The organism is Amycolatopsis sp. NPDC051128, from assembly GCF_040682715.1.
Lineage (GTDB): Bacteria > Actinomycetota > Actinomycetes > Mycobacteriales > Pseudonocardiaceae > Amycolatopsis.
The window spans coordinates 42,711-68,199 of the sequence record NZ_JBFBBN010000040.1 but is presented as its reverse complement, the minus strand read 5'-3'; the positions used below and the strand labels follow the sequence as shown (position 1 = coordinate 68,199).

The window sequence follows — 25,489 nt, the reverse complement described above, 5'->3', positions numbered from 1 at the left end:
TGATCGACTCGTTCATGTCGCCGGACCGGTCGCCGCGACCCGGTTGACGTCGTCGGTGCTTTCGGTGCGGTGGGCTGGCTGCAAGCTTCGCGTGAACGATGCCATTATCGCCGCGACGGAAGGGGAGCGGTGTCGGGCGTCTACTACTGGGTCGTTGACTACCTGGCCGGGGCACCTTCGACCTCGGCGACCTGACCGCGGCCCAGCGGCAGGAGGTGCTGGACCTGATCCGAGGACCCCTGGTGCCGGCCGTGGCGGCGCGGTTCCCGGGTCCGGACGGTGAGACGGTCCGCAAGTTCGTCGGTGAGCTCAGGAACATCGCGGAGTCCTGGGCCTAATTAGGACTCCGCAGGTTTCGTCCACGCCACCTGAACGAGACCCGTCCCGTGCCGTCGTGAGACCAGGGTTCCCCGGCCCGGCGGCTGCGGGGACGGCTTCACGTCCGCCAGCAGCGCCCCTTCGTCCTTGGTCCCCGACATGACCAACCCCGGCGACCCGAGCTCCCGCAGCCGCTGCAGCACCGGCTCGAACAACGCCCGCCCGGCACCACCGGACCCGCGGACGATGATCACGTGCAGGCCGATGTCCCGCGCCTGAGGCAGGAACTCCAGCAGCGGCTGCAGCGGGTTGCGGCCGACCGTCGCCACCAGTTCGTAGTCGTCGACCAGGACGAACAGCTCTGGCCCGCGCCACCACGAGCGGTTGCGCAACTGCTCCGGCGTCACCGACGGTCCCGGCAGGCGATTTCGCATGGCGGTAGCGCATTCGCCGATCAAATCCGTCAGCTTGCCCTCCGCCCCGGCGTAGCCCAGCAGGTGCGGCTCCGGCACCGCGCCGAGCAGGCCGCGGCGGTAGTCCGCGACGATGATCGCCGCTTCTTCCGGCGTGTACGCCGATGTAATGCCATGGGCCAGCGCACGCAGCAGCGATGACTTGCCGGACTCGACGTCGCCGAAGGCCACGAAGTGCGGGTCGGCCGCGAAGTCCAGGTGCACCGGGCGCAACGTCGATTCGGCGATCCCCAAAGTCACCTGACGAGAAGGCGCCGCGGGCAACCCATCCAGGGGCACCTCGGGCGGCAGCAGCCGGACCTGCGGTGCGCGCGGTCCCTTCCACGCCTCCGAGATCCGGCGGGTCAGGTCGACGCCGCCCGCGCCGATCGTCTCCGGGCGCTGGTCGCCGTCGACGCGCGGGAGCGCCGCCAGGAAATGGAGCTTCTCCGCGGTGATGCCGCGGCCGGGCCGGTCGGCGGGGACGTTCACCGCGACCTTGCGGTCGATCGACGAGTCCATCGGGTCGCCCAGCCGCAGCTCGAACCTCGTCCCGATGGCGTCGCGCAGCTGCGCGCGGACGCCGATCCACTGGTTCAGCGAGACGATCACGTGGATGCCGAAGCCGAGCCCGCGCGCGGCCAGCCCGGTGATCTGCTCCTCCAGCTGCTCATATTCCTGGCGGATCGTGGTCCAGTTGTCGACGAACAGGAACACGTCGCCGAACTCGCGTTCATCGGTGCTTTCCCGCAACGAGGAACGCCGGGCACGGAACGAGGCCATCGACTCGATCCCATGCGCGGCGAAGAACTCCTCGCGCTGTTCGAGCAGCGTCGTCAGCTCGGCGACGACCCGGCGGCAGCGCTGGGCGTCGCGGCGGGTGGCGTAGCCCGACACGTGCGGCAGCCCGGCGATCGGGGCCAGCGCGCCGCCGCCCATGTCCAGCACGAACAGCTGGACTTCCGCCGGGGTGTGCGTCAACGCGAGCATCCCCGCGATGTCCTTCATCAGCGTCGACTTGCCGCTCTGCGGGGCCCCGACGATCAGCGCGTGCCCGCCCGCGCCGGAGAAGTCGGCCCACAGCAGGTCACGCCGTTGCTCGAACGGCTTGTCCACCAGCGCCACCGGGATCGTGAGCTTGCCGTTGCCGCCCCAGCCGAGCGGGCACAGGCCGCGCGCGGCGTCCTCGCCGAGCGGCGGCAGCAGCTGGTCCAGCGTCGGCGGTTCGGCCAGCGGCGGCAGCCAGATCTGGTGTGCGGCCGGGCCCTGGCCCTCCAGGCGCGACAGCATCGCGCCGATGATCGTCTCGCCGGTGCCCTCGGCCGAAGGAGCTTCCGAAACTTCGGTGGTCACCGGGATCTCCACTGGCGCCAGGGAAAACGGCAGCACGCCGAGCTTCTGCCCGTCTTCGCGCACGACCGTGCTGCGCGGCGGCAGCTCGCCGGAGACGTAGGCCGCCTTGAGCCGGATCAGTGTTTCGGTGTCGGACTTCAGGTACGCCGACCCCGGCACCGGCGGCAGGTGGTAGGCGTCGGCGACCCCCAGCACGGCCCGGCTCTCCGCGGCGGAGAACGTCCGCAGCCCGATCCGGTACGACAGGTGGGAATCCAGCCCGCGCAGCCGGCCCTCCTCCAGCCGCTGTGACGCCAGCAGCAGGTGGATCCCGAGCGACCGCCCGAGCCGGCCGATCGCGACGAACAGGTCGATGAACTCGGGACGCGAAGACAGCAGCTCGCTGAACTCGTCGATGATCACCAGCAGTGACGGCAGCGGTTCGAGTGGCACACCGTCCGCGCGGGCCTTTTCGTAGTCTCGCACCGACGCGTAGTTCCCGGCCGCGTGCAGCAGTTCCTGCCGCCGCAGCAGCTCGCCGTTGAGCGCGTCGGCCATCCGGTCGACCAGCGCGAGGTCGTCGGACAGGTTCGTGATCACCGCGCACGTGTGCGGCAGCCCGGTCATCCCGGCGAAGGTGGCGCCGCCCTTGAAGTCGATCAGCGCCAGGTTGAGCGTCTCCGACGAGTGCGTCACGGCCAGCGCCGTCACCAGCGTCCGCAGCAGCTCGCTCTTGCCGGACCCGGTCGCGCCGATGACCAGGCCGTGCGGGCCCATGCCGCCCTCGGCGGACTCCTTGAGGTCCAGCTCCACCGGACGGCCCTCCGGGTTGACGCCCAGCGGGATCCGCAGCCGGTCCCGTGCCGCGCGCGGCGCCCACGTGAGGGCGGTGTCGGTGTCGCGCGGGTCGCCGATGCCGAGCAGCCCGGCCAGCCCGAAGGTCGCCGACATCGGCTTCTCGCCGACGACCGCCGCGGACGTGTGCAACGGCGTCAGCATCCTGGCCAGCGCTTCGGCGGCGCCGCGGTCGAGGGTGTCCGGGCGGCCGAGGAACCCGAGCCGCTGCTCGGAGGCGTCGCCGACGACCATGCCGAGCGAGTCCGGCGCGGTGTGCAGGCTCAGCAGCTTCTCGGTCGAGTACGTCCGCGGGTGCTCCTGCCCGATTTCGAGCACCGTGACGCCGAGGCGGCCGTCCTCGCCGATCAGCCGGGGCTCGCCGTGGGCGTTGCCGCCGTCGACGACCACGACGAGGTGCGGGAGGTCGAGCTCGCCCGCCGCGCGGCGGCTGAACACGGGCCGTTCGCCGAGGTCCGCGCCGAGCAGCTCGGCCAGCGGGCCCGCCGCTTCGGCGGCCAGGCGCCGGGCGCCCACGGCGTCGCCGGCGCCGGCCGCGGTCGCGTGCGGCAGCCACTTCGCCCATTCCCAGTCGTGCTGCCGGTCCGGCGGCAGGCACAGCGCGATCCGGAGGTCCGTGGGGGAGTGGAAGGTGACCAGCTGGCACAGCAGCGCCCGCACCAGGCCGAGCACGTCGGGCCGCCGCCCGGCGACGGTGACCGCGGCGAACGACCGCAGCGACAACGCCACTGGCAGGCCGTCCACGGTCGAATACGTGCGGATGAAGTGCTTGAGGCTGGTGGAGGACACCGGATCCAGGTCCTCCAGTGGCACGGTCTGCGGCGCCTTCAGCGGCGTCGCCAGCCGCTGCGGCCCGGTGCCCGCGCGCACCTGCGCGAACTGCGAACCGGTGCGCCGCCGGTCCCACAGCTTCCCGGTTTCGACGTAGGCCCACAGGTCGGCGGGGTCGGGCTGGACGGCGATCATCGCCGCGCGCTGGCCGTCGGCGATGTCACGGACCTGGGCGCGCAGCCCGGAAAGGTACCGCTGGTAGTCCCGGCGTTCGTCGTTGATCTGCGCCTTCTTCGCCATCCCGCCGCGGCCCAGCGACATCACCACCATGCCGCCCATGGCGCAGACGAACAACGCCCCGAAGATCCAGGTCATCACGCCGCCGTCGCGTCCGATGTAGACGAACGACATCGCGCCCATGCCGAGCATCATCGGCAGGAACATCATCAGCTGCATCATCCCGCCGGACGAGCTCTTCGGGAGCATCGGCGGCGACTGCAGCACGATCTCGGCGGGGCGCTCGGGCGTGAGACTCATGCGGCAAGGCTCCAGCAGATCGGGGTGGGTCTGACCGGTATTTTGGCCACTCACCGCCTCGCCGCGGTGGGTACTTTTGCCGTCCGCCCGCTTCCGGGGACGAACTTACGCTCTGCCGAGCAAGCCACCCCGGAAGGAGAGCCATGGCTGGCGAGTACCGGGCTGAGCCCGAGGCGATGCGCTCCGCCGTGGGCAACGTCGGGGGCATCATCGCCCACGGCATCAACGCCGTTGCCGACCTCGAACGGCTCGTCGTGCAGCCGATGTCGTTCGCGGGCTTCGGCAGCGCGGTCGCCGCCGCGAACGCCGCACTGCACTCCGGCCAGGTCGCCGCCGTCCGCACGCTCCTGCAGCTGCTGCAGCAGATCAACGGGCTCGTCAAGGCCAGCGCCGACGCCTACCAGGCGGCGGACTCCGACGCCGCGGCCGGCTACGGCGGCGGCCACTCCGGCGGCGCGCCGTCCGCGTCGTCGATCTGGGGGAGTTCGCACGCTTCCGAGCTCGCCACCTTGGCGGTCAACGACAGCGCGGGCGCCCACGGCGAGCCGTCGTCGGTCGGGAACGTGCTGCGCTACCTCGGCGACGCGCGGCTCGGCAGGCTCGGCGACCACCCGATCACCGACGCCCGCTTCCACGGCGTCGCCGACTTCAACGACTGGCTCGCCGGTGACACAGACAACCAGGCGCGGGTCGGGCTGATCGAGGTCTACGCGGGCACCGCGCGCACCTTCTCCGACGTGCCCGGCGGCGTGCACAGCGGTGACGTCGTGGTCGTCGAGCCGCTGCTGTTCTCCGACCGCCAGCCGGTCATCGGCGTCGCCGGTGACGGCGGCCGCCTCTACAACCACGGGTTGCTCGACGCCCGCATCAGCGGGCTGGCGAAGGTCAGCGTGTACCGGCCCGCCTCCGTCGTCTGATGCTGCCTGATTCCGCCTGCTCCGCCGTGCCAATCGAAATCTGTGAGGTCAGATGCTGACTTTCCCGAACTCCAGCGCGATGGACGCGACCGCGTCCTCGGGCGGGCCGATCACCATCCTGCCGCAGATCGTCACCGGGCAGCCGGAGCAGATCGCGCGGCACGTGCTCGACCTGGTCAAGAAGGCCGAGCAGTTCCTGAGCATGTACACCGAGCTGACCAAGGCCGCCGACCAGCTCGGCAAGATCTGGTCGGGCGCGGCGAGCGAGTCCGCGCTGAAGAAGATCAACGACTCGCTCGGCCAGCTCACGAAGATCATCGACGTCGTGCAGAAGGGCGCCGAGCTGCTCGGCGTCTCCGGCACCCTGATCAAGACCGCGCAGGAGGCCTACCGCGCGGTGGTTTCCGCGGTGAACCCGACGGTCGCCGCGCTGATGTCGAACTGGTGGACCTACGGCGCGGCGGTCGCTTTGTCGACCGCGACCAGCGCGTCGCTGCGGGCCTTCATCACCGCGATCGGCGCGCTGCTCAAGGCGCTCGGCGCGGTCGACCTCGCGCAGCAGGTCACCACGCTCGCGCAGGTCATCGGCGAGATCGAGAAGCTCTTTCACCACGGCTCCGGCAGCTCGGGCGCGACGACGCCGTCGATCGGGAACACCCCGGTCACGGCGCCGCAGACCCCGCCGCCGGTGGCGAGCCCGTCGGGGCAGCAGGCGGTGGCGGGCGGGAGCGGCGGGGGGATCCCGCAGCAACCTTCGTTCACCGACTACACCCCGCCCGCGCTCGCCACTGGCGGCGGTTCCAGCGGTTCCGGCGGCGCCGCGAACCCGGCGAACAGCTGGATCCCGGTCGACCACCCGGTGACGCCGCCTTCGGTGCCCGCGCCCGCGCCCGCGCCCGCGCCCGCGCCCGCGCCCGCGCCTTCGGTGCCCGCCCCGGCGACCGGGCACGCCGACGAGGTCGTCATCCACACCAACCTCACCACGGGTGAGTCCACTGTGGAGGCTCCGGGCGGCCAGGACTTCGACATCGACATCGCCATGGACTACAACGGCAAGCACTTCAGCCAGCACGTCGGCTACGACGCGGCCGGGAACTAGCCGATGGCGGGCTCGGGGGTGGTCGACGCGTCCGGGGTGGTCAGCTCGGTGCTGTCCGGCTACCGGCGCGTCCTCGTCGAGTGCCGGCGGCGCGTCACCGGGGACCCGGGCGCGCTGGTGGCCGCGTCCCGGCGAGTCGCGACCCAGGCCTCGGCGGTTTCGGGCAAGGCGAAGGAGATCGACGAGTCCGCGAAGACCCTGCACGCGGACTGGGACGGCGACGCCTACACCGCGTTCGCCGCGGCGGCGGGCGAACTCGGCAAGGAACTCGCCGACGCGGCCGCGAAACTCGGCGACCAGGCGAACCGGCTCTCGACCGCGGCCCAGCTGGTCCGGTCGGCGCAGGCCGCCGTCGACTCGGTGCTCGCGCAGTTCGACCAGTACGCCGCCCAGCTGACCGCGCAGGCCCGCGCGGTGAGCTCCGGCTCGGTCGGCGCCTTCATCCAGGCCGCGCGGCAGCTCGGCGAGCAGAGCGTCGCAGCCGCCCGTCAGGTCGTCGACGAGTTCGCCGACGCCCTCGCCGCGCTGTTCCCGCCCGAGGGCGTCGGACGGCTCGAACACGAGCTGGGCAAGTGGGCCCGCGGTCCGCTGCACTGGCTCAACGGCGAGCCCCTCGACGGCCGGAAGCGGCCGCGGACCGTGCCGTCGTGGTTCGGCAACTCCGGCTGGAAGAAGCTCACCTGGGACGGCCTCGAAGGCACCCGGGCGCCGAAGAAGGCGGACACGCCGTTCGGGCGGCCGGAGGCCGAGGGCCTGAAGGACAAGATCGGCCGCAACACCGAGATCACGTACTACAAGTTCCAGCACGAGCAGGACGGGTTCTCCCCGGAGTACGACGGCAAGATCACGTCGAAGGGCTGGGACGCCGGCGCGTCCGGGCACGCCGAACTCGCGGCGGTGCACGGGGAGCTCGAAGGCAAGAGGGAGTGGGGCGTCGCCGAAGCCCACGCCAAGGGCACGGTGTTCGCCGGCGGCGAGGTCAGCGCGTCCGGCACCATCGGCGCGCACGGCGTCGGCGCGCACGCCAACGTGTTCGCGGGCGGGAAGGTCGAGGGCGAGGTCGCCGCGGACGTCGCGGGCATCGGCGTCGGCGCGAACGGCACCCTGCAGTACGGCCTCGGCGCGCAGCTCGACGCCCAGGCCGTCTACGACGCCGGGCACCTCAAGGTCAACTTCAAGGTGGGCGCGGCGCTCGGCCTCGGCGCGGGCGTCGGCGCGAAGATCGACATCGACCTGCCGAAGCTCGGGCACACGATCAGCGAGTACGGCGGCGCGGCGGTCGACGCGGTCAGCCACGCCGCCAGTGACGCCGCCGACGCCGTCGGATCCGCTTGGGACGACGCCGTTTCGTATGTGGGGCTGTGATGACGCTTCCCTTGGACTTCGTCATCCCGGACGGCTGGACCGCCGTCGACCCCGGCGACTCGGGCGCGGTGTTCGTCGCCGTGCACCCGGTGCCGGGGGAGGAGTTCACGCCGAACATCACCGTGAGCGTGCGGCAGCGGCCCGATCCCGCCTCGATCGACGCCATCGCCGACGAAGCCGTCGAACGGCTTTCGCGGACGCTGGCCGGGCTCGACGTGCTGAGCCGCCGTGACGTCGGCGAACCGGCCGCGCCCGGCGTCATGCAGCTGCTGCGGCTGCGCACCGGCGAAGGCGCCGAGCTGATCCAGACCCAGGTGCACCTGACGGTCCCCGGCGCCACGCCGGAAGACCGGCTGGTGCTCGAGCTCGCCTGCACGGCCGCGCCCGCGGCCGCCCGGCGGCTCGCACCCGGTTTCCAGCGGTTCGTGGGCAGCCTCCACGTCCGCCAGCACGAAGGGACACCACAGTGACCGATCCGTACGCGATGCCGGACATGGACGAACTCCTGTCGCAGGTGCGCAGGCAGACCGAAGAGGTCCAGCGGATCCAGCGCACGGTCGAGGCGATGGAGGTCAAGGCGCACTCGCGGCAGAACGAGGTCACCGTCACCCTCCGCGGCGACGGCCGGTTCACCGCGATCGACATCGACCCCCGCGCGATCCGCGAGTTCGACGCTCGCAACCTCTCGGAGATCGTCCTGGAGGCGGTGAACGCGGGGCTGCAGAAGCTCGCCGAGGCTTCGAGCGCCAAGTTCGCGCCGGTGATCGCGGCCGCGAAAGACGTGTGATGACGACCGCGTCTCTCACGGGGACGACGCGGCGGGTCACGGTGGTCACGCCGCGGGCCCGCGTCGACGTCGCCCTGCCGCAGCAGTCGACGTTCGCCGAGCTGGTGCCCCAGCTCGTCCGGCTGGCCGGCGCGTCCGGGCAGGCGTCGGCCGAGCACCCCGGCTGGGTGCTCTCCCGGCTCGGCGGCGCGCCACTCGCACTGGGCCTGAGCGTCGCGGCGGCCCAGATCCGCGACGGCGAAGTGCTGCACCTGACCCCGCGGGAGCGCCCGCGGGGTCCGCTGCTGTTCGACGACGTCGTCGACTCGATCGCCGGCGTCGCCGGCACGACCGGCGGCTGGGGGCCGTCGGTCGCCCGGCGGTCCGGGCTGGTGGCCGCGGTCGTGCTGCTGCTCGCCGGGGGCCTTTTGGTGCAGGCGGCGGCGTCCGGCAGTGTGCTCGCCCCGGTCGGGACGGGGTTGCTGGCCCTGGTGCTGCTGCTCGGCGGCGGCGCGCTGAGCCGCGCTTACGGAGACGCCGAGGCGGGCGCGGCCGGTGCTCTGGCCGGCGTCGGCGTCGCGCTGCTGGCGGGGATGTCGGTGCTGCCGCCGCACCCGTTGTTCTCCCTGTCGGCGGGTCCGCTCGCCGCCGGGTTCGCCGCGGTGACGGTGTACGGCGTGCTCGCGGCGGTGACGGTGGCCGACCGGCTGCCGTGGTTCGTGGCGATCACCGGCGCGGCCGGGTTCGGCGCGGTCACGACGGGCGTGGTGCTGCTGGCCGGGGTGTCCGCGCTGTCGGCCGCGGCGGTCGTCGCGGTGCTGGGCACGGCGCTGGCGGCGGTGGCGCCGATGCTGGCGCTGCGCCTGGCCCGGCTGCCGCTGCCGCGGGTGCCGGACGACATGGCGGCCTTCCGCGCGGACGAACAGCCGTCGCTGGGCCACGAGATGATCGGCCGGACGTCCCGGGCCCAGGCGGTGCTGACGGGGCTGCTGGTGGCACTGGGCCTGGTGGTCTTTTTCGCCTCCGCCGTGCTTTCTTCGGGCGGGCCGTGGGAAGCGGGCCTGGTGGGCCTGCTGGGCGTGGCGTGGATCCTGCGATCCCGTTCGTACGCGGGGAAAGCGCAGCGGCTGGTACTGGTCGGGTTCGGTGTTCTCGGCCTGGTGTGGGCCGGAGTGTGGCTGGTGGCCTCGGGCGACCGGACGCTGCTGTTCGCGGCGGGCTGCGTGGTCGTCCTGGCGGCGGTGGTGTGCCTGGTGTACGCGACGCGGGTGGCGCGCGGGCTGCGTTCGCCTTACTGGTCACGGCTTCTGGACGTTTCGGAGTTCCTGGTGCTGTTGTCACTGGTGCCGTTCGTGGCGATGATCGCCGGGGTGTACGAAGCCGTCCGGGGTTGACTGCGACACGCGCGCACTGTTAAGACTGTTTTGGGAGCGCTCCCAGGATGTTCGTCCGCAGTCGACATCAGGGAGATGCCATGACACCACGTCGAGACCGGTCCGAGATCGCGGGTTGGCCGCTCCTGCGCCGGCGGACAGTGCTGGCGGCGGGCGCCGCACTGCCGGTGCTGGCGGCCGGGACACCGGCCGCGGCGGCCACCGCGGTGGTCGTGGAGCCGTCGAACGTACAGCAGACGATCCTGGGCTTCGGCGGGATGAACCACACCGTCTGGATCAGCGATCTCACCGCCGCCCAGCGCGAGACGGCGTTCGGCAACGAGACCGGCCAGCTGGGATTCACCGTGCTGCGCATTCCCGTCCACGAGGACCGCAACAACTGGAGCCGCGAGGTCGCCACGGCCAAGCGGGCGAGCCAGCTCGGGGCCAAGGTCATCGCCTCGCCGTGGAACCCGCCGGCGTCGATGACTGAAAGTTTCTCCGGCGGCAAGCGGCTGCGGTACAACTCCTACGGCGCCTATGCGCAGCACCTGAACGACTTCACGCGTTCATGGCGAACAACGGCGTGAACCTCTACGGGATCTCGGTCCAGAACGAGCCGGACTACGCGCAGCAATGGACGGCGTGGACCGCGAGCGAGATCGTCCGGTTCCTGCGCGAGAACGCCGGCGTGATCAACACCAAGGTCATCGCGCCCGAGTCGTTCCAGTACCGCAAGAACATGTCCGACCCGATCCTCAACGATGCCACCGCGCTGGCGAACGTGGACATCATCGGTGCGCACCTCTACGGCACCCGGCCCGCGGACCTGCCCTACCCGCTCTTCCAGCAGAAGGGCGGCGGTAAAGAGCTGTGGATGACCGAGGTCTACCACCCCAACAGCACCGACTCGGCCGACCTGTGGCCGCAGGCGCTCGACGTGGGCGAACACATCCATCGCGCGCTGGTGGACGGCCGGTTCCAGACCTATGTGTGGTGGTACATCCGCCGCTCGTACGGTCCGATGCGCGAGGACGGGCAGATCAGCAAGCGCGGCGCCACCATGGCGCACTTCGCGAAGTGGGTCCGCCCCGGCTACTCGCGGATCACCGCGACCGCGAACCCGCAGCCGAACGTCTACGTCTCGGCGTTCAAGAGCGGCGCCAGGATCGTCGTCGTCACCGTCAACAAGAACGCCTCGGCGGTCGACCTCGCGTTCACCATCCGGGACACCGGTTCCGTGACCGCCCCGACCTGGCTGACGAGCCAAAGCGCGACCCTCGCGCGCGCTACCGACGTCACCATCTCGAACGGAGCGTTCAACGCTCAGTTGCCTGCCCGCAGCATCAGGACATTCGTCGTGAACTGAGCCGTATTCAGCTGTCCAGCGCGAGGGGGAGGGTACGGCGCACGCCGGCGCCGTGCCGGCCGTGCAGCGGAACCACCGGAAGGCCCGGCGCCGGCACCGCAGCACCCGGCCGCGCCCCGACCCGGACCGTCACCTCGGCCTTCTCGCGCCCACCCGGCGTGCGGGTCAGCGTGTACGACGTCGCCGTGAACGCCGCCTCCGGCACCGAGACGTCCAGCACCCGCGGCGACCGCGGCGTGAAGCACGTCTGGGCCGCGCCGCCCCATGCCCACGAGCGCCAGCGGTCGGGCGGAGCGTCGGGAGCGCCCTGCACGCCCAGCGCCACCCGCAGCTCCTTCGCCAGCTCGCCCGCCTCCAGCACCGTGCTCTGGTACCCGGCTTCGGCCAACGACCCCATCAGGCTCAGCGCGGCCGACGCCGTGCTCCGCAACGCCCCCAGATCACCCCCGCCGCGGGCCAGCGCCGCGATCGGCGCCAGGTCCGGCCGGTAGCGCACCGCCAGCCAGTGCACCCGCAGCACCTGCTCGCCGCGCGGGATCGCCCACGTCAGCAGCTGCGCCGAGGCCAGCGGGACGTCGGTGCGGCGGTAGGCCGCGCCCAGGATGTCCACCAGGGCCGCGGGCGAAGGCGAACCCGCGCCGGGCGTAAGGCGCACCAGGGCGCTCCACCCGCCGTCGACCTCGGCGACGCCGAAGCGGTTGCCCGCGCGGTCGACGTGCTGGCGCACCTTCACCGGCCCGGCCACGCACAGCAGCGGGTCCGGGCTGTCGCGGCGCGTGTCGTGGCGCCGCAGCCGGAACGCCGTCCAGGTCAGCGCCCAGCCCGCGAGGTGCCGCCCGGCGAACCGCACCGACGTCAGCAGCACGACCAGCCCGGCGAAAACGCTTACGCCGACGCGCACGGGCTGCGTGACGCCGTCGACCAGCCAGGCGAGCAGGACGGCGATCGCGGCGAGCTCCCACCCCGCGGCCTGCAGCGGCCGGATCGGCAGCAGCCAGGGCAGCGGCGTGGCGGCGGGCCGGGACGGTGCCGGGCGGACGGCGCCGGCGGTTTCGACGGACACGGGTTCCCCTTTCCCCGGCCTGCGACGCTACTGCCTCCCCGGATGTGGCGTGGGCGTAAAAATTACCCTCGCCACCCCCGACCCCGGTGCCTAGCATCAGGCGCTCGGGAGGACGACGCACACAGCCGGGGGCACAGGAGCGTGTGGACGCAGCGGGACCAGATCCAGGCGTACCAGTTCCTCCGCCGCAGGCTCGTCTCCGCGCTCGTCGCCGCCGACGCGAACCACCCCGTCTCGCCCAGCCGCCGCCTCGTGCTGGCCACCGTGCTGGGGCTCGTGGCCGCCCTGCTCGTCACGGCCGTCTTCGGCATCATCGGCCTGCTGAACCCCTCCGGCGGCAAGGACTGGCTGGCCGGCGGCAAGGTGATCGTAGAGGAGGGCACCGGCGCGCGGTTCGTCCTCGGCGCCGACGGCGTGCTGCACCCGGTGCTCAACTACGCGTCCGCGCGGCTGCTGGCCGGCGGCAACGGCGACGCGACGGTGTCCGTGTCGCCGGAGAACCTCGGCAAGGCGGGCCGCGGCACCCAGATCGGCATCCCCGGCGCGCCCGACTCCCTGCCCGCGTCGAGCGCTCTCGTGAACACCCCCTGGACGAGCTGCAGCCGCACCACCCAGGACGCGCCCGCGTCCGAAGAGCCGCGCACCGCCGTCCTGCTGGCCGCGCCCGCGTCCGGTGTCGAGCTGCCCCGCGACCAGGGGGTGATCGTCCGGCTGCCGGAGGGCGGGAAGTTCCTGCTGGCCGGCGGGCGGCGCTACAAGCTGAGCGACGAAGCCGCGACCGCGCTGCAGTTCGACAGCTACCCGACGATCGCGGTGTCCGCGCGCTGGATCGACACCGTCCCGGCCGGGCGCGACCTCACCGCGCTGCCGATCGACGGCGCCGGTGACCGGGGTCCCGAGGTGGGCGGCCGCGCCACCCGCGTCGGGGAGGTTCTCGCCGTGGTGGACGCGATGGCCGCGCCCGGCGCCGCGACGTCGTACTACCTGGTTCGCCGGGACGGCCTCGAGCCCGTCGGCCAGACCGAAGCGAGCCTGCTGGTGACGACCGGGGCCAACGCCGTCGCGTACTCCGGGCCGCCGGCGCCGGTCGAGGTCCGCGCGGCCGACGTCGCCGCCGTGCCGAAGGCCGGCGCGCCCCGCGCCGGCGGCGCCGACCCGGCCGCCTACCCCGACCGCATCCCCGGCAAGGCGCCGATCACCGGGAACTCGGTGGCGTTGTGCGTTCAGGGCAGCCGGTTGCTCGTTTCGGCGGAATTCCCGCTTCCCGTTGGCGCCAAGGCAATCCAGGTCGCCACCCGGACCGAAGCAAGGGTGGCGGACGAGGTGTTCGTCCCCCCGTCGGGGGGAGCCGTCGTCGTCGAAGCCGGTTCGGTCACCACCTACCTGGTGACCGACACGGGCCGGAAGTACCCGGTGGTGCATGCGCAGGCTTTGGCCTCGCTCGGCTACGGAGGAGTCGCCAAGCCCCCGGTCGCAGGTAGTTTGCTGGCATTGGTGCCGACGGGCCCCGCGCTGGACCCGGCCACGGCCGGGCAGCCGGCCCCGTCGGGTGGAACGGGGTGAAAGTCGTGCAAATGACAGAAGAGCGTTCGACCGACGACGAAGTGGGCCAGGGGCGGATCCGGGTCGCCGTCGTCGAGGACCACCCGCTGTACCGCGTGTCCGTGGAGCGCGTGCTGGCCGAAGCCGACTTCGTCGAGCTGGGCGCGGTGGTCGATTCGGTCGCCCGGTTCCACGTCCACCGGCAGCCGCCGGGCAGCGTGGTCCTCCTCGACCTCGGCCTTCCGGGTGTCGCGGGCGCGGCGGCGGTCCTGGAGGTCTGCGAGCTGGGGCATCACGTGCTGGTCGTGTCGGCCCAGGCGGAGCCGGAGGTCGTGCTCGGCGCGATCGCGGCCGGGGCGCGCGGGTTCCTGTCCAAGGACGTCGACGCCGACGAGCTGCTGATCGCGATCAAGACGGTCGCCGACGGCGGCGCGTACGTCTCCGCGGTGGTCGCCGGGATGATCATGAAGGACAACGCCGACCGGCCGGCCACCGCGGCCGAGGTCGAGCTGTCCCCGCGCGAAGAACAGGTGCTGCGGCTGGTGGCGGCGGGCGAGCGCGACGTCGACATCGCGCTGATCCTCGGCATCGGCGTCCGGACGGTGCGCGGCTACCTCGACCGCATCCGCGACAAGACGGGCGAACGGCGGCGGCCCGGCCTGGTCAAGGAGGCCATCCGGCGCGGCCTGATCGGCGGCGCGGGCCTCCGGCGCGGCGGCCGCAAATGAGCGGCGAAGCGCCGTCTTCGCGGCGGATCCACGTCGGCGTGATCGAGGACCACCCGCTCTACCGGTACGCGCTGACCCGCGTGCTCACCGAAGCCGCCGACATCGAGCTCGGCGCGGTCGCCGACTCGGTGGCCCGGTTCGCGGTCCAGGACCAGCCGGCGGGCAGCGTCGTCGTCCTCGACCTCAAGCTGCGCGGCGTCCAGGACGCGGCCGCGGTCCTCGAGGTGGGGCACATGGGGCACAAGGTGCTGGTGGTGTCCGCGCACGCGGAACAGCCGGAGGTGCTCGGCGCGATGCAGGCGGGCGCGAAGGGCTTTCTGTCCAAGGACGTCGACGGCGACGAGCTGCTGCGCGCGATCCGCACGATCGCCGACGACAACGCGTACGTGTCGCCGACGCTGGCCGGGATGATCATCCAGGACAGCGAAGAGCGGCACGCGGGGCCGAAGATCGTGCTGTCCGAGCGGGAGAAACAGGTGCTCCGGCTGGTGGCGGCGGGGGAGCGCGACGTCGACGTCGCGGAGATCCTCAACATCAGCGTCCGGACGGTCCGGTCCTACCTGGACCGGATCCGCGACAAGACGGGTGAGCGCCGCCGGGCCGGCTTCGTCCGCGTCGCGATCCGCGAAGGCCTGCTCCGCTGACCCCTGAAGCGTCACTTTCGCTAGGAAAGATGCGTCCGAGGGGCCCGTGACGCATCTTTCCTAGCGAAAGCTCGGCTTTGCGGTTCAAAGTCGGCGGTTGGCGAGAGCGCCGGTGGCCGCGCGGGCCTGGGCCGACACCGCCGGGTCCACCTCCACCAGCAGCGTCTCCGGCGCCGCCCCGGCCTGGGCCACCACCCGGCCGAAGCCGTCCGCCACCGTCGAGAACCCGATCCCCGTCGGCGCCTTCGGGTTCACCGGGACGCCGGTCGCCGCCGGGTCCGCCTGGCCGCAGCCCAGCACCCAGCAGCCCGAATCCAGCGCGCGCGCCCGCACCAGCACCTCCCACTGGTCGCGCTTGCCCTCGCCGGCGCCCCAGGACGTCGGCAGCAGCACGACGTCGGCGCCGTCGTCGGCCAGCGCGCGGAACAGCTCCGGGAACCGCACGTCGTAGCACGTCGCCACGCCGAATACGACGCCGTCGAGCTCGAAGGTCACCGGGGTGGTGCCGGGTGCCACCGTGTCGGACTCGGCGAAGCCGAACGCGTCGTAGAGGTGGATCTTGTCGTAGCCGCGGTGGTGCCCGCCGCCGGTGATCAGCAGCGTGTTGCGCACCCGCCCGTCGCCGGCCGGGGTGAACATCCCGGCCACGACGACGACGTCGTGCTCGGCCGCGAGCGCCGCCACCGCGGACGCCCACGGCCCGTCCAGGGGTTCCGCGACCGGCTCCAGCGGACGGCCGAAGCGCGCCATCGTCGCCTCGGGGAACACCACGATCCGCGCGCCGTCCGCGACCGCCGCCTCGACTCGCGTGCGAACCAGCTTCAGGTTCGCTTCCGGATCGTCACCCGAGTTGACCTGGCACAACGCGATTCGCGCCACCATTGCCTCCTGCATGCTGGGATCGGCCGTCATTACGCCGCACCAGGGAGTATCGCTGAATACCCGCTCGACGTGACCTCGTACCCTGGGGGACATGTTGAACCGCACCGACCTGCGGACGCAGGTCCCGACCGCCGCCGAACTGCGCGCCACGCTGCCCCGCGCCGAATACGACGTGGACGCGGCGCTGCATCAGGTGCGCCCGGTGGTCGAGGCGGTCCGTGACCGCGGTGTGGAGGCCGTCCTCGAGTACACCGAGAAGTTCGACGGGGTCCGGCCCGCGTCGGTGCGGGTGCCCCGGGCGAAGCTCACCGAAGCGCTGGAGCAGCTCGACCCGCAGGTGCGCGCCGCGCTCGAAGAGTCGATCGCCCGCGCCCGGAAGGTGCACGCCGAGCAGCGACGCACCGACGTCACGACCACCGTCGTCGAGGGCGGCACGGTCACCGAGAAGTGGGTGCCGGTCGAGCGCGTCGGGCTGTACGCCCCGGGCGGGCTGGCCGTGTACCCGTCGACCGTGGTGATGAACGTCGTCCCGGCGCAGATCGCCGGCGTCGGCTCCCTCGTCGTGTGCTCGCCGCCGCAGACCGCGTTCGGCGGGCTGCCGCACCCGACCATCCTCGCCGCGGCCGAACTGCTCGGCGTCGGCGAGGTGTGGGCGGCCGGCGGCGCACAGGCCGTCGCACTGCTCGCTTACGGCGGCACGGACACCGACGGCACCGAGCTCACCCCGGTCGACACCGTCACCGGGCCGGGCAACATCTACCTCACCGCGGCCAAGCGGATGCTCCGCGGCCTGATCGGGATCGACGCCGAGGCCGGGCCGACCGAGATCGCCATCCTCGCCGACGAGACGGCCGACCCGGTGCACGTCGCCGCCGACCTGATCAGCCAGGCCGAGCACGACCCCCTGGCCGCGAGCGTCCTGGTGACGACCTCGGAACAGCTCGCCGACGCCGTCGACAAGGAGCTGGTGAACCGCGTCGCGGCGACGAAGCACACCGAGCGGGTCGCCGAAGCGCTGGCCGGCAAGCAGTCCGGCGTCATCCTGGTGTCCACTGTGGATGACGGCCTGCGCGTCGTCGACGCCTACGCCGCCGAGCACCTGGAGATCCAGACGGCCGACGCGCGCGAGGTCGCCGCCCGGGTCCGCAACGCGGGCGCGATCTTCGTCGGCGCGTACGCCCCGGTTTCGCTCGGCGACTACTGCGCCGGGTCCAACCACGTGCTGCCCACCGGCGGGTTCGCCCGCCACTCTTCGGGCCTGTCCGTGCAGAGCTTCCTCAAGGGCATCCACGTCGTGGACTACACCGAGGACGCGCTGCGCGAGGTCGCCGGCCGCGTCGTCGCGCTGGCGAACGCCGAAGACCTGCCCGCCCACGGTGAAGCCGTCGCCGCGCGGTTCGGAGGAGAGACCCGATGACCATCGGCGAAGAGGTCACGCTGGACGCGCTGCCGCTGCGCGACGACCTGCGCGGCAAGTCCCCGTACGGCGCGCCGCAGCTGGACGTCCCGATCCGGCTCAACACCAACGAGAACCCGTACCCGCCGCCGCCCGAACTGGTCGCGGACGTGGCCGAGGCGGTCCGCGCGGAGGCCGCCGAGCTGCACCGCTACCCGGACCGCGACGCGCTGGCGCTGCGCCAGGACCTGGCCGACTACCTGAGCGTGTCGACGCGGGTCGTGCTGTCCGAGGCGAACGTCTGGGCCGCCAACGGGTCCAACGAGGTGCTGCAGCAGATCCTGCAGGCGTTCGGCGGTCCCGGGCGCAGCGCGCTCGGCTTCGAGCCGTCGTACTCGATGCACCCGATCATCGCCTCCGGCACCCGCACCGAGTGGGTCCCGGCGCCGCGCCGCGCCGACTTCACGCTCGACACGGCCGCGGCGGCTTCGGTCATTCGCGACCGGCGTCCCGACGTCGTGTTCCTCACCAGCCCGAACAACCCGACGGGCGGCTCGATCCCGCTCGACGAGCTGCGTGCGGTGCTCGACGCGGCTACCGGGATCGTGGTGGTCGACGAGGCGTATGTGGAGTTTTCGTCGCAGCCGAGCGCGGTGGAGCTGCTCGCGGACTACCCGGCCCGGCTGATCGTCTCGCGCACGATGAGCAAGGCGTTCGCCTTCGCGGGCGGCCGGCTCGGCTACCTGGCCGCGGCGCCGGCGATGGTCGACGCGCTGCAGCTGGTCCGGCTGCCGTACCACCTCTCGCGGCTGACGCAGGCGGCCGCGCGGGCGGCACTGCGGCACGCGGACGCGACTTTGGACAGTGTGCACAAGCTGGCCGCGGAGCGCGATCGGGTCGTGGAAGCGTTGGCGGGACTGGGTTACGACCCGGTGCCGAGTGACTCGAACTTCGTCCTCTTCGGACGGTTTTCGGATCCCGCCGCGGCTTGGCAGTCCTATTTGGAGCGCGGGGTGCTGATCCGCGACCCCGGCATCGAAGGGCACCTGCGCGTCAGCATCGGCACCCCGGAAGAGAACGACGCCTTCCTCGAGGCGAGTAAGGAAGTGGCCCGATGAGCCGCATCGGCAAGGTCGAACGGACCACCAAGGAGTCCTCGATCTTCGTGCAGCTGGACCTCGACGGCACGGGCGAGGTCGAGATCTCGACCGGCGTGCCGTTCTACGACCACATGCTGACGGCGTTCGGCGTGCACGGCTCGCTGGACCTCAAGGTCGAGGCCACCGGCGACGTCCACATCGACGCGCACCACACGGTGGAGGACACGGCGATCGTGCTGGGCCAGGCGATCCGCCAGGCGCTGGGCGACAAGAGCGGCATCCGCCGCTTCGGCGACGCGTGGATCCCGATGGACGAGACGCTCGCCCATGCGGCGATCGACGTCTCGGGGCGGCCGTACTGCGTGCACGTCGGGGAGCCCGAGCAGTTCAACACGTTCACGATCGGCGGCAACTACCCGTTCGTCCTGACGCGGCACGTGTTCGACTCGCTGGCGTTCCACGCGCAGATCGCGCTGCACGTGCGGGTGATCCACGGCCGCGACCCGCACCACATCGCGGAGGCGGAGTACAAGGCGGTGGCACGCGCGCTGCGCGCGGCGACGGAGCCGGACCCGCGCGCGGGTGGCATCCCCTCCACGAAGGGCGTGCTCTAGCCGGCGGTCGCGCGGACACTTCGCGCGATGAAGTCAGGGCTCGGGTTCCCGGGTAGCGAACCGGCGCGCATTCCCGCTACACCTCGAACACACTGCCCGCTCTCGCGACCTCGACCTGTCCCTTGTGGACGGCCGAGGCTCGATCGGCGGCTTCTTCCCGCGTCAGGAACGGGCCGAGGTGGGTCAGCACCAGCCGTCCGGCGGCGTGCGCGGCGTGGGCCGCGTCCTCCGGGGTGAGGTGCACCGGCGACGGCTCGGGCCCGTCCGCCTCGCAGAGGAACAGGTCCGCGCCGGTGGCCAGCTCGGTGAGCGCCGCACACGGGCCCGTGTCGCCGGAGTAGGCCAGCACCCGATCGCCGTCGGTGACGCGGACGCCGAACGCCGGGAAGCCGTGCGCCACCGCCGTCGTCGCCAGCGTGAGGCCGCCCACCTCGGCGAGGTGGCCGTCGTGGAGCTCGTGCACCGCGAACGCCTCGCCGATCGGCGCCGCCGCGGTGTTGGTGAGGAACGCGCTGAGCCGCGCCGCGATGCCCGGCGGGCCGTACAGCGGGATCGGTCGCGCCGGGCGGAGATCGGCGAACAGCAGCGCATACACCGCCGGCAGCAGGTCGGCGACGTGGTCGGCGTGCAGGTGCGAGACCCAGATCGCGTCGACGCCGGTCAGCGCGGTGTGCTCCTGCAGCGCGGCGAGGGTGCCGGGGCCCGCGTCCAGCCAGACCGTCGCCCCGGCGCTGCGCACAAGGTATCCCGAGCACGGCTCGCCGGGACGCGGGTAAGGGCTGGCGCTGCCCAGCACGATCAACTCGAACGGCATGTGGCACCCTAACCAGCGTGAGCAAGGAAGTGGTCGCCATCCTGCTGCTGGCCCTCGGCGGGTTCCTCGTCGGCGGGGTCTATTCGACCTGGAAGACGGCCAAGTTCATGGCCGTGGTGCTGGGCGTCGCCGCCCTGCTGGCCCTGGGCGGCGCCGCCTTCTGGCTCCTGAGCTGATCAGACTCGCGCGAGCTCGCGGGGCTCGTCGTCCAGGTGCTTGGTGAGCTTCTCGCCCTCGACGTCGACGTCCGGCAGGATCCGGTCGAGCCACTTCGGCAGCCACCACGCGCCGCGGCCGAGCAGCGACATCGCCGCCGGCACCAGCGTCATCCGCACCACGAACGCGTCCACCAGCACGCCGAACGCGAGCGCGAACCCGATCGACTGGATCAGCGCCGACTCGGCGAGCACGAACCCGGCGAACACGCTGATCATGATCAGCGCCGCCGCGACGACGACCCGCGCCCCGTGCCGGAAGCCGGTGACCATGGCTTCCTGGGGTTCGGCGCCGTGCACGTGCTCCTCGCGCATCCGCGTCACCAGGAACACCTGGTAGTCCATCGCCAGCCCGAACAGCACGCCGATCAGCAGGATCGGGAGCATGCTCATGATCGGCCCGGTCGAGTCGACGCCGAGCAGATCGGTCAGCCAGCCCCACTGGAACACCGCGACCACGGCGCCGAACGTCGCCGCGACCGAGCCGAGGAAGCCGATCGTCGCCTTCAGCGGCACCACGACCGAGCGGAACACCAGCATCAGCAACACGAACGCGAGCCCGACGATCAGCGCGAGGTAGGGCAGCATCGCGTCCGACAGCTTCTCGGAGACGTCGATGTTCGCCGCGGTCTGCCCGGTGACGGCCAGCTTCGCGCCGGTCGCGTTGGCCAGCACGCCGGATTCGACGCGGATCGCGGCCACCAGGTCTTCGGTCTGGGTGCTGCTCGGCCCGCTCTTCGGGATCACCGAGAGCAACGCCGTGTCGCCGTTCTGGTTGACCTTCGGCGGCGTCACGGCGGCGACGTCGGGGAGCTTCGCGATGCCGGCCGCGGCCTGGTCGAGCGCGGCCTTCCGGTCGGTGCTCGCGCCGGTGTCGACGACGACCAGCAGCGGCCCGTTCGCGCCCTCGCCGAAGCTGCGGCTGACGATCTCGTACGCCTTGTGCTGGGTCGACTCCGGCGCGGCGGTGCTGTCGTTGGGCAGGCCGAGCTGCATGCCCAGCGCGGGCAGCGCGACGACGGCCATCCCGGCCAGGGCGACGAGCAGCACCGGGATCCGGTGACGGGCGACGAACCGTGCCCAGCGTTCGCCGTGCGTCGTTTCGACCGGCTTGCGCCGCAGCCGGATGCGGCCGCCGGCGACCCGGCGGCCGGCGAAGCCGAGGATCGCGGGCAGCAGCGTCAGGGCGATGAGCACGGAGATGGCGACGGTCAGAGCCGCGGCGACGCCCATCTGGCCGAGGAACGGGATGCCGACGACAGTGAGGCCGGCCAGCGCGATGATGACGGTGAGCCCGGCGAACACGACGGCCGAGCCGGCGGTGCCCGCCGCGCGTCCAGCGGCTTCTTCGGGGTCACGGCCGATGCTCAGCTCGTGGCGGTAGCGCGAGACGATGAACAGCGCGTAGTCGATGCCGACGGCCAGGCCGATCATCAGCGCCAGGACCGGCGTGTTGGTGTTCAGCTCCAGGAACCCGGAGGCGAGCAGGATGCCCGCCATCCCGGTGCCGACCCCGATCAGGGCGGTGAGCAGCGGGATCCCCGCCGCGAGCAGCGAGCCGAAGGTGATGACCAGCACGACGGCGGCGACCGCGACACCGAGGCCTTCGGTGGCGCCGGTGGCGGGCGCGCCCTGCACGGCGTCGCCGCCGAACTCGACGGTGAACCCGGCCTGGCGGCTCGCGTTCGCCGTGTCGAGCAGCGCCTGACGGTCCTCGTCGGTGAGCTCGTACGCCTTCGCTCCGTAACTGACCTGGGCGAGCGCGACGCGCTGATCGGGTGAGATCGACCGCATCTGGAACGGGTCGAGCACGGTGGTGACCTTCGGCGCCGTCTTCAGCTGCGCGACCAGGGACTCGACGGCGGCTTTGCCCTTCGCGTCGGTCACCGTGGTTCCGGCCGGGGCTTCGATCACCACGCGAGCGGTGGCGCCACCGGCGTTGGCCTGCGGGAACTTCTCCGTCAGCTGGTCGATCGCCCGTTGTGACTCGGTGCCGGGGATGGACACCGAGTTCGACAGCGGGCTCGACAGCGTCAGCGCGCCCAGCCCGAGCGCCACCAGGATGACAGCCCAGACGGCCGCGACCAACGCCCGTCGTCGGAAGGACAACCGGCCGAGCCGGTACAGGAAGGTCGCCACGAGTCAGCTCCGTTTCGCCCGAACGGGGTCGGTTCACTCCATCAGGTAGGAGTCACGCTAGCCGATCGGCAAGGGGACTCCAAGCCGATCGGCAAGTATGTGACTTGTCGAACAGCTAGTAGCTGGCTTGCCGATCGGCAGGTGGCCCGTTTGCCGATCGACAGGGCGTGACGTACGCTCCGACGGCTGCTGAGGAGGAAGAATGACCGCCGGCCCGGCCGAGGACACCCGGACCCGACTGCTGCAGACCGCGCTGCGCCTGTTCACCGAACACGGGGTGGAGGGGACGTCGCTGCAGATGATCGCCGACGCGCTGGGGATCACGAAGGCCGCCGTCTACTACCACTTCAAGACGAAGGCGGAGATCACCGAGGCGGTGGCCGAACCTGGCATCCGCGACCTGGGCGAACTGGTGCGGCGCGCGGCCGCGCAGAAGCGCCGGGGCGCGCAGGTGGACCTGCTGCTGGAAGGCTTCGTCGACCTGGTGATCCGGCACCGCACGCTGGTGGCGCTGTTCTCGAGCGACCCGGGCATCGCCCGCGCGATCGAGAAGTCGGCGCACGGCGGCGCGGAAGGATTCGGCCAGGCGGTGCTCGGCATCCTGTCCGGGCCCGACCCGGACACGGCGGCCCGGGTCAACGCCCTGGTGGCACTGACCGGCATCGCCATGGCCGGCGGCTCCCCGGACCTGGCCGGCGTCGACGACGAAAAGCTCCGCGCGGAACTCCTGGACGTCGGCCGCCGTCTGCTGGGCCGCCCCCGCCGCCGATCCCTCACCCCCGTGCCGACCCTCTGACCGCCCGTGATGCCCCTCCAGTCACACGAGATGCCCGCCTGATCACGCGAGATCGCCGCTCAGTCACGCGAGTTCCGGCGCTGATCACGCCAGTTCCGGGCCCAATCACGCGAGTCACGTACTTTTCGGACGGTCGGCTCGTGTACTTGGAGGGTCGGATCGCGGTGCTTGGAGCCGGATCTGCCGTGACGGCGGGCGGAACTCGCGTGATTGGGGCCGGAACTCGCGTGATTGGCCGGGCATCTCGCGTGATTGGCGGGGAATCTCAGATCCCGTCACGGGCAAGCGATTTAGATGCCGCCCTCCACCGCGGGACGCAGTTTGCCCGCCCCCGGCCCGAACCGGGCCAGCGAGTCGTCGTTGTTGTAGAGCGCGCAGCTGCGCAGTGAGAGACACCCGCAGCCGACGCAGCCGGTGAGCCGGTCGCGAAGCCGTTGCAGGGCGTCGATCCGCGCGTCGAGCTCGTGCTGCCAGTCGCGGGACAGGCGCGCCCAGTCGGCCTTCGTCGGCGCGTGGTCCTCCGGCAGCGTCGCCAAAGCCGAACTGATGTCCTCCAGCGAGAGGCCGACCCGCTGCGCGGCGCGGATGAACGCGATCCGCCGAAGCACCGAACGTGGGTAGCGGCGCTGGTTGCCCGCCGACCGCTCCGAGCTGATCAGCCCCTTCTCCTCGTAGAACCGCAGTGCCGTGTGCGGAACCCCGCTGCGTTCCGCCACCTGTCCGATGCTGAGATGTTCAGCGAGCCTGGTCACCAGGTCAGGCTATCCTTGACTTCGAGTTTAGTCGAGGTTGCATCGTCGGGGCATGACCACTGCGACCGAACCGGGTTACGCCGAGCTGCCTCGACTGATCTCGCTGATGACTGGCGACGACAAGCACCGCGCCGCCGCCGAGTCCACTGTGGACGTCCTGTGGGTGCTCTACGACCGCGTGCTCGACATCACCACCGAAAACTTCCGCGAGCCCGGCCGCGACCGCTTCCTGCTGTCCAAAGGACACGGTCCGATGGCGTACTACGCCGTGTTGACCGCGAAGGGCTTCATCGACGAAGCGGAACTGGCGACGTGGTCCGGTCCGGCGTCGCGGCTCGGCCACCACCCCGACCGGCGGCGGATCCCCGGCGTCGAGATCTCCAGCGGGTCTCTCGGCCACGGCCTCCCGATCGCGCTCGGCACCGCGCTCGGCCTGCGCGCCCGCGGCCTGACCCGGCCGAAGGTGGTGACGCTCGTCGGCGACGCCGAGCTGGACGAGGGCTCGAACCACGAAGCGATCGTCGTCGCGGCGCGGGCCGGTCTCGAAAACCTCACCACGGTGGTGATCGACAACCAGTCGTCGACGCGCGGGTGGCCGGGCGGGATCGCCCGCCGCTTCGACGTCGAAGGCTGGGAGACGCGCACGGTGTCCGGCCGCGACCACGACGCGCTGGACGACGCCTTCACCACCGCCCACCCGGGCCGGCCGCTGGCCGTCGTCGCCGTCGTCGAACCGAAAGGCTGAACCGATGCTCTCGATGCGGGAAACGTTCCTCGCCACCACCGAACAGATCCTCGACGCCGACCCGGACGTCGCGATCGTGCTCGCCGACATCTCCGCCGCGCAGCTGGCCGGCGCCGCGCGGCGGCACCCGGACCGGGTGATCAACGTCGGGATCCGCGAGCAGCTGCTGGTCAGCACGGGCGCCGGGCTGGCGCTCGCGGGGCTGCGCCCGATCGTGCACACTTTTCCGTCGTTCCTGGTGGAGCGTGGTTTCGAGCAGATCAAACTGGACTTCTCGCACCAGGAGCTCGGCGGAGTACTGGTGTCGTACGGCGCGTCCTACGACATGCCGACGGCGGGACGAACGCACCAGGCCCCGGGTGACGTCGCGCTGATCGACTCGCTGCCGGCCTGGACGGTCCACGTGCCGGGTCACCCGGAGGAGGCCCGCCGGTTGCTGCTGGAGTCCGTCCCCGGCGACGACCGCGTCTACCTGCGCCTTTCGGCCCAGGAGAACGCGGAACCGCACCTGGGCGTCGGCTTCACGCGGCTGAGGTCGGGCCGCGGCGGAGTGGTGGTGGCGGTCGGGCCGGTGCTGGACCGGGTCCTGCGGGCGACGGCGGGACTGGACGTCACGGTGCTGTACGCGTCGACCATCCGCCCCTTCGACGCGGCCGGCCTGCGGGCCGCGGCGCTCGACGCCGGCACGGCCGACGTGGTGCTGGTGGAGCCGTACCTGGCCGGGACTTCGGCGCACTGGGTGGCCGAGGCGCTTTCGGACGTGCCGCACCGGCTGAAGTCGCTCGGGGTCCGGCGGGACACGGAGATCCGGACATACGGCGACATCGCGGACCACGACCTGGCGCACGGGCTGGACGCGGGTTCGCTCAAGTTGTCGATCAAAGACTTCCTGGCGACGTGAACGC

25 protein-coding genes are annotated in these 25,489 nt (G+C 72.0%); 19 read left to right on the top strand and 6 right to left on the bottom strand.

Annotated elements, in window-relative coordinates; all coding sequences use genetic code 11:
- The first annotated feature begins 215 nt into the window (after window positions 1–215).
- Window positions 216–338: a hypothetical protein gene (locus AB0M82_RS32510; protein ID WP_364730144.1), complete on the top strand. Its 123-nt coding sequence runs from the start codon at window positions 216–218 to the stop codon at window positions 336–338.
- On the opposite strand, the gene eccCa is transcribed toward AB0M82_RS32510, so the two are convergent.
- Window positions 339–4,265 carry a type VII secretion protein EccCa gene (gene eccCa, locus AB0M82_RS32505; RefSeq protein WP_364730141.1) on the bottom strand — a complete coding sequence of 1,309 codons (3,927 nt, stop codon included), beginning with the start codon at window positions 4,263–4,265 and terminating at the stop codon, window positions 339–341.
- 143 nt (window positions 4,266–4,408) lie between these two features.
- Here eccCa and AB0M82_RS32500 point away from each other — a divergent pair, with 143 nt between their 5' ends.
- The 8 genes from AB0M82_RS32500 to AB0M82_RS32465 all read left to right on the top strand — a co-directional run bounded on the left by AB0M82_RS32500 (window position 4,409) and on the right by AB0M82_RS32465 (window position 11,154).
- Window positions 4,409–5,182 (top strand): WXG100 family type VII secretion target, encoded by a 774-nt coding sequence (locus tag AB0M82_RS32500; RefSeq protein ID WP_364730139.1) that lies wholly within the window; start codon window positions 4,409–4,411, stop codon window positions 5,180–5,182.
- 52 nt (window positions 5,183–5,234) lie between these two features.
- Window positions 5,235–6,281, top strand: coding sequence for a hypothetical protein (locus AB0M82_RS32495; RefSeq protein WP_364730137.1), 1,047 nt, complete (start codon window positions 5,235–5,237; stop codon window positions 6,279–6,281).
- A 3-nt stretch (window positions 6,282–6,284) separates the two neighbouring features.
- Window positions 6,285–7,646 (top strand): WXG100 family type VII secretion target, encoded by a 1,362-nt coding sequence (locus AB0M82_RS32490; RefSeq protein WP_364730134.1) that lies wholly within the window; start codon window positions 6,285–6,287, stop codon window positions 7,644–7,646.
- Window positions 7,646–8,116, top strand: a complete 471-nt coding sequence (locus tag AB0M82_RS32485) for a hypothetical protein (protein WP_364730131.1) — start codon at window positions 7,646–7,648, stop codon at window positions 8,114–8,116. Before AB0M82_RS32490 ends, AB0M82_RS32485 begins: the two co-directional genes overlap by 1 nt.
- Complete coding sequence (locus tag AB0M82_RS32480) at window positions 8,113–8,433, top strand: YbaB/EbfC family nucleoid-associated protein (protein WP_364730128.1); 321 nt, start codon at window positions 8,113–8,115, stop codon at window positions 8,431–8,433. Before AB0M82_RS32485 ends, AB0M82_RS32480 begins: the two co-directional genes overlap by 4 nt.
- Complete coding sequence (gene eccD / locus AB0M82_RS32475; protein ID WP_364730125.1) at window positions 8,433–9,806, top strand: type VII secretion integral membrane protein EccD; 1,374 nt, start codon at window positions 8,433–8,435, stop codon at window positions 9,804–9,806. The genes AB0M82_RS32480 and eccD overlap by 1 nt, the downstream gene beginning before the upstream one ends.
- An 80-nt stretch (window positions 9,807–9,886) precedes the next feature.
- The gene (locus tag AB0M82_RS32470; protein ID WP_364730122.1) at window positions 9,887–10,375 is read left to right on the top strand and encodes a hypothetical protein; all 489 of its coding nucleotides are present in this window, start codon (window positions 9,887–9,889) and stop codon (window positions 10,373–10,375) included.
- Window positions 10,357–11,154: a hypothetical protein gene (locus AB0M82_RS32465; RefSeq protein WP_364730119.1), complete on the top strand. Its 798-nt coding sequence runs from the start codon at window positions 10,357–10,359 to the stop codon at window positions 11,152–11,154. The genes AB0M82_RS32470 and AB0M82_RS32465 overlap by 19 nt, the downstream gene beginning before the upstream one ends.
- Before the next feature lie 7 nt (window positions 11,155–11,161).
- Here the strand turns inward: AB0M82_RS32465 and AB0M82_RS32460 are convergent, their stop codons facing one another.
- On the bottom strand, window positions 11,162–12,217 hold the full coding sequence (locus AB0M82_RS32460; protein ID WP_364730116.1) for a type VII secretion protein EccE: 1,056 nt from the start codon (window positions 12,215–12,217) through the stop codon (window positions 11,162–11,164).
- A gap of 141 nt (window positions 12,218–12,358) precedes the next feature.
- On the opposite strand from AB0M82_RS32460, the gene eccB reads away from it, so the two are divergent.
- The 3 genes from eccB to AB0M82_RS32445 are packed head-to-tail and all read left to right on the top strand — an operon-like array spanning window position 12,359 to window position 15,131.
- Window positions 12,359–13,780 (top strand): type VII secretion protein EccB, encoded by a 1,422-nt coding sequence (gene eccB, locus AB0M82_RS32455; RefSeq protein ID WP_364730113.1) that lies wholly within the window; start codon window positions 12,359–12,361, stop codon window positions 13,778–13,780.
- 11 nt (window positions 13,781–13,791) lie between these two features.
- Window positions 13,792–14,487, top strand: a complete 696-nt coding sequence (locus AB0M82_RS32450; protein WP_364730111.1) for a response regulator transcription factor — start codon at window positions 13,792–13,794, stop codon at window positions 14,485–14,487.
- Entirely contained in the window at window positions 14,484–15,131 is a 648-nt protein-coding gene (locus AB0M82_RS32445; RefSeq protein ID WP_364730108.1) for a response regulator transcription factor, read from the top strand. Before AB0M82_RS32450 ends, AB0M82_RS32445 begins: the two co-directional genes overlap by 4 nt.
- Window positions 15,132–15,215: 84 nt before the next feature.
- Here AB0M82_RS32445 and AB0M82_RS32440 read toward each other — a convergent pair whose 3' ends face one another.
- A complete protein-coding gene (locus AB0M82_RS32440) occupies window positions 15,216–16,010 on the bottom strand; it encodes a carbon-nitrogen hydrolase family protein (RefSeq protein ID WP_364730225.1) in 795 nt (264 codons plus the stop codon).
- 94 nt (window positions 16,011–16,104) lie between these two features.
- Between AB0M82_RS32440 and hisD the strand changes: the two genes are divergently transcribed.
- Genes hisD through hisB form a run of 3 tightly spaced genes read left to right on the top strand, consistent with a single transcriptional unit; the run spans window position 16,105 to window position 19,123 of the window.
- Window positions 16,105–17,430 (top strand): histidinol dehydrogenase, encoded by a 1,326-nt coding sequence (gene hisD, locus AB0M82_RS32435; RefSeq protein ID WP_364730105.1) that lies wholly within the window; start codon window positions 16,105–16,107, stop codon window positions 17,428–17,430.
- Window positions 17,427–18,527 carry a histidinol-phosphate transaminase gene (locus AB0M82_RS32430; RefSeq protein WP_364730102.1) on the top strand — a complete coding sequence of 367 codons (1,101 nt, stop codon included), beginning with the start codon at window positions 17,427–17,429 and terminating at the stop codon, window positions 18,525–18,527. Before hisD ends, AB0M82_RS32430 begins: the two co-directional genes overlap by 4 nt.
- A complete protein-coding gene (gene hisB / locus AB0M82_RS32425) occupies window positions 18,524–19,123 on the top strand; it encodes an imidazoleglycerol-phosphate dehydratase HisB (protein ID WP_364730099.1) in 600 nt (199 codons plus the stop codon). Before AB0M82_RS32430 ends, hisB begins: the two co-directional genes overlap by 4 nt.
- A gap of 76 nt (window positions 19,124–19,199) precedes the next feature.
- Here the strand turns inward: hisB and AB0M82_RS32420 are convergent, their stop codons facing one another.
- Window positions 19,200–19,937 (bottom strand): MBL fold metallo-hydrolase, encoded by a 738-nt coding sequence (locus tag AB0M82_RS32420; RefSeq protein ID WP_364730096.1) that lies wholly within the window; start codon window positions 19,935–19,937, stop codon window positions 19,200–19,202.
- 17 nt (window positions 19,938–19,954) lie between these two features.
- On the opposite strand from AB0M82_RS32420, the gene AB0M82_RS32415 reads away from it, so the two are divergent.
- Complete coding sequence (locus tag AB0M82_RS32415; protein ID WP_364730093.1) at window positions 19,955–20,113, top strand: hypothetical protein; 159 nt, start codon at window positions 19,955–19,957, stop codon at window positions 20,111–20,113.
- Here AB0M82_RS32415 and AB0M82_RS32410 read toward each other — a convergent pair whose 3' ends face one another.
- The gene (locus AB0M82_RS32410) at window positions 20,114–22,291 is read right to left on the bottom strand and encodes an MMPL family transporter (RefSeq protein WP_364730090.1); all 2,178 of its coding nucleotides are present in this window, start codon (window positions 22,289–22,291) and stop codon (window positions 20,114–20,116) included. It lies immediately after the preceding gene.
- 202 nt (window positions 22,292–22,493) lie between these two features.
- On the opposite strand from AB0M82_RS32410, the gene AB0M82_RS32405 reads away from it, so the two are divergent.
- The gene (locus tag AB0M82_RS32405) at window positions 22,494–23,087 is read left to right on the top strand and encodes a TetR family transcriptional regulator (protein ID WP_364730087.1); all 594 of its coding nucleotides are present in this window, start codon (window positions 22,494–22,496) and stop codon (window positions 23,085–23,087) included.
- A 290-nt stretch (window positions 23,088–23,377) separates the two neighbouring features.
- On the opposite strand, the gene soxR is transcribed toward AB0M82_RS32405, so the two are convergent.
- Window positions 23,378–23,839 carry a redox-sensitive transcriptional activator SoxR gene (gene soxR, locus AB0M82_RS32400; RefSeq protein WP_364730085.1) on the bottom strand — a complete coding sequence of 154 codons (462 nt, stop codon included), beginning with the start codon at window positions 23,837–23,839 and terminating at the stop codon, window positions 23,378–23,380.
- Between the two features lie 52 nt (window positions 23,840–23,891).
- On the opposite strand from soxR, the gene AB0M82_RS32395 reads away from it, so the two are divergent.
- Window positions 23,892–24,584 (top strand): thiamine pyrophosphate-dependent enzyme, encoded by a 693-nt coding sequence (locus AB0M82_RS32395; protein ID WP_364730082.1) that lies wholly within the window; start codon window positions 23,892–23,894, stop codon window positions 24,582–24,584.
- A 4-nt stretch (window positions 24,585–24,588) separates the two neighbouring features.
- The gene (locus AB0M82_RS32390) at window positions 24,589–25,485 is read left to right on the top strand and encodes a transketolase (protein WP_364730079.1); all 897 of its coding nucleotides are present in this window, start codon (window positions 24,589–24,591) and stop codon (window positions 25,483–25,485) included.
- Window positions 25,486–25,489: the final 4 nt, after the last annotated feature.

Excerpts from the sequence above, each read along its gene's own strand:
- AB0M82_RS32445 (WP_364730108.1), top strand. The coding sequence starts at position 14,484 with ATGAGCGGCGAAGCGCCGTCTTCGCGGCGGATCCACGTCGGCGTGATC.
- eccD (WP_364730125.1), top strand. The coding sequence starts at position 8,433 with ATGACGACCGCGTCTCTCACGGGGACGACGCGGCGGGTCACGGTGGTC.
- eccCa (WP_364730141.1), bottom strand. The coding sequence starts at position 4,265 with ATGAGTCTCACGCCCGAGCGCCCCGCCGAGATCGTGCTGCAGTCGCCG.
- AB0M82_RS32395 (WP_364730082.1), top strand. The coding sequence starts at position 23,892 with ATGACCACTGCGACCGAACCGGGTTACGCCGAGCTGCCTCGACTGATC.
- AB0M82_RS32405 (WP_364730087.1), top strand. The coding sequence starts at position 22,494 with ATGACCGCCGGCCCGGCCGAGGACACCCGGACCCGACTGCTGCAGACC.
- hisB (WP_364730099.1), top strand. The coding sequence starts at position 18,524 with ATGAGCCGCATCGGCAAGGTCGAACGGACCACCAAGGAGTCCTCGATC.
- hisD (WP_364730105.1), top strand. The coding sequence starts at position 16,105 with ATGTTGAACCGCACCGACCTGCGGACGCAGGTCCCGACCGCCGCCGAA.
- AB0M82_RS32430 (WP_364730102.1), top strand. The coding sequence starts at position 17,427 with ATGACCATCGGCGAAGAGGTCACGCTGGACGCGCTGCCGCTGCGCGAC.
- AB0M82_RS32390 (WP_364730079.1), top strand. The coding sequence starts at position 24,589 with ATGCTCTCGATGCGGGAAACGTTCCTCGCCACCACCGAACAGATCCTC.
- AB0M82_RS32495 (WP_364730137.1), top strand. The coding sequence starts at position 5,235 with ATGCTGACTTTCCCGAACTCCAGCGCGATGGACGCGACCGCGTCCTCG.
- AB0M82_RS32450 (WP_364730111.1), top strand. The coding sequence starts at position 13,792 with ATGACAGAAGAGCGTTCGACCGACGACGAAGTGGGCCAGGGGCGGATC.
- AB0M82_RS32500 (WP_364730139.1), top strand. The coding sequence starts at position 4,409 with ATGGCTGGCGAGTACCGGGCTGAGCCCGAGGCGATGCGCTCCGCCGTG.
- AB0M82_RS32465 (WP_364730119.1), top strand. The coding sequence starts at position 10,357 with ATGGCGAACAACGGCGTGAACCTCTACGGGATCTCGGTCCAGAACGAG.
- AB0M82_RS32485 (WP_364730131.1), top strand. The coding sequence starts at position 7,646 with ATGACGCTTCCCTTGGACTTCGTCATCCCGGACGGCTGGACCGCCGTC.
- AB0M82_RS32470 (WP_364730122.1), top strand. The coding sequence starts at position 9,887 with ATGACACCACGTCGAGACCGGTCCGAGATCGCGGGTTGGCCGCTCCTG.
- AB0M82_RS32490 (WP_364730134.1), top strand. The coding sequence starts at position 6,285 with ATGGCGGGCTCGGGGGTGGTCGACGCGTCCGGGGTGGTCAGCTCGGTG.
- AB0M82_RS32420 (WP_364730096.1), bottom strand. The coding sequence starts at position 19,937 with ATGCCGTTCGAGTTGATCGTGCTGGGCAGCGCCAGCCCTTACCCGCGT.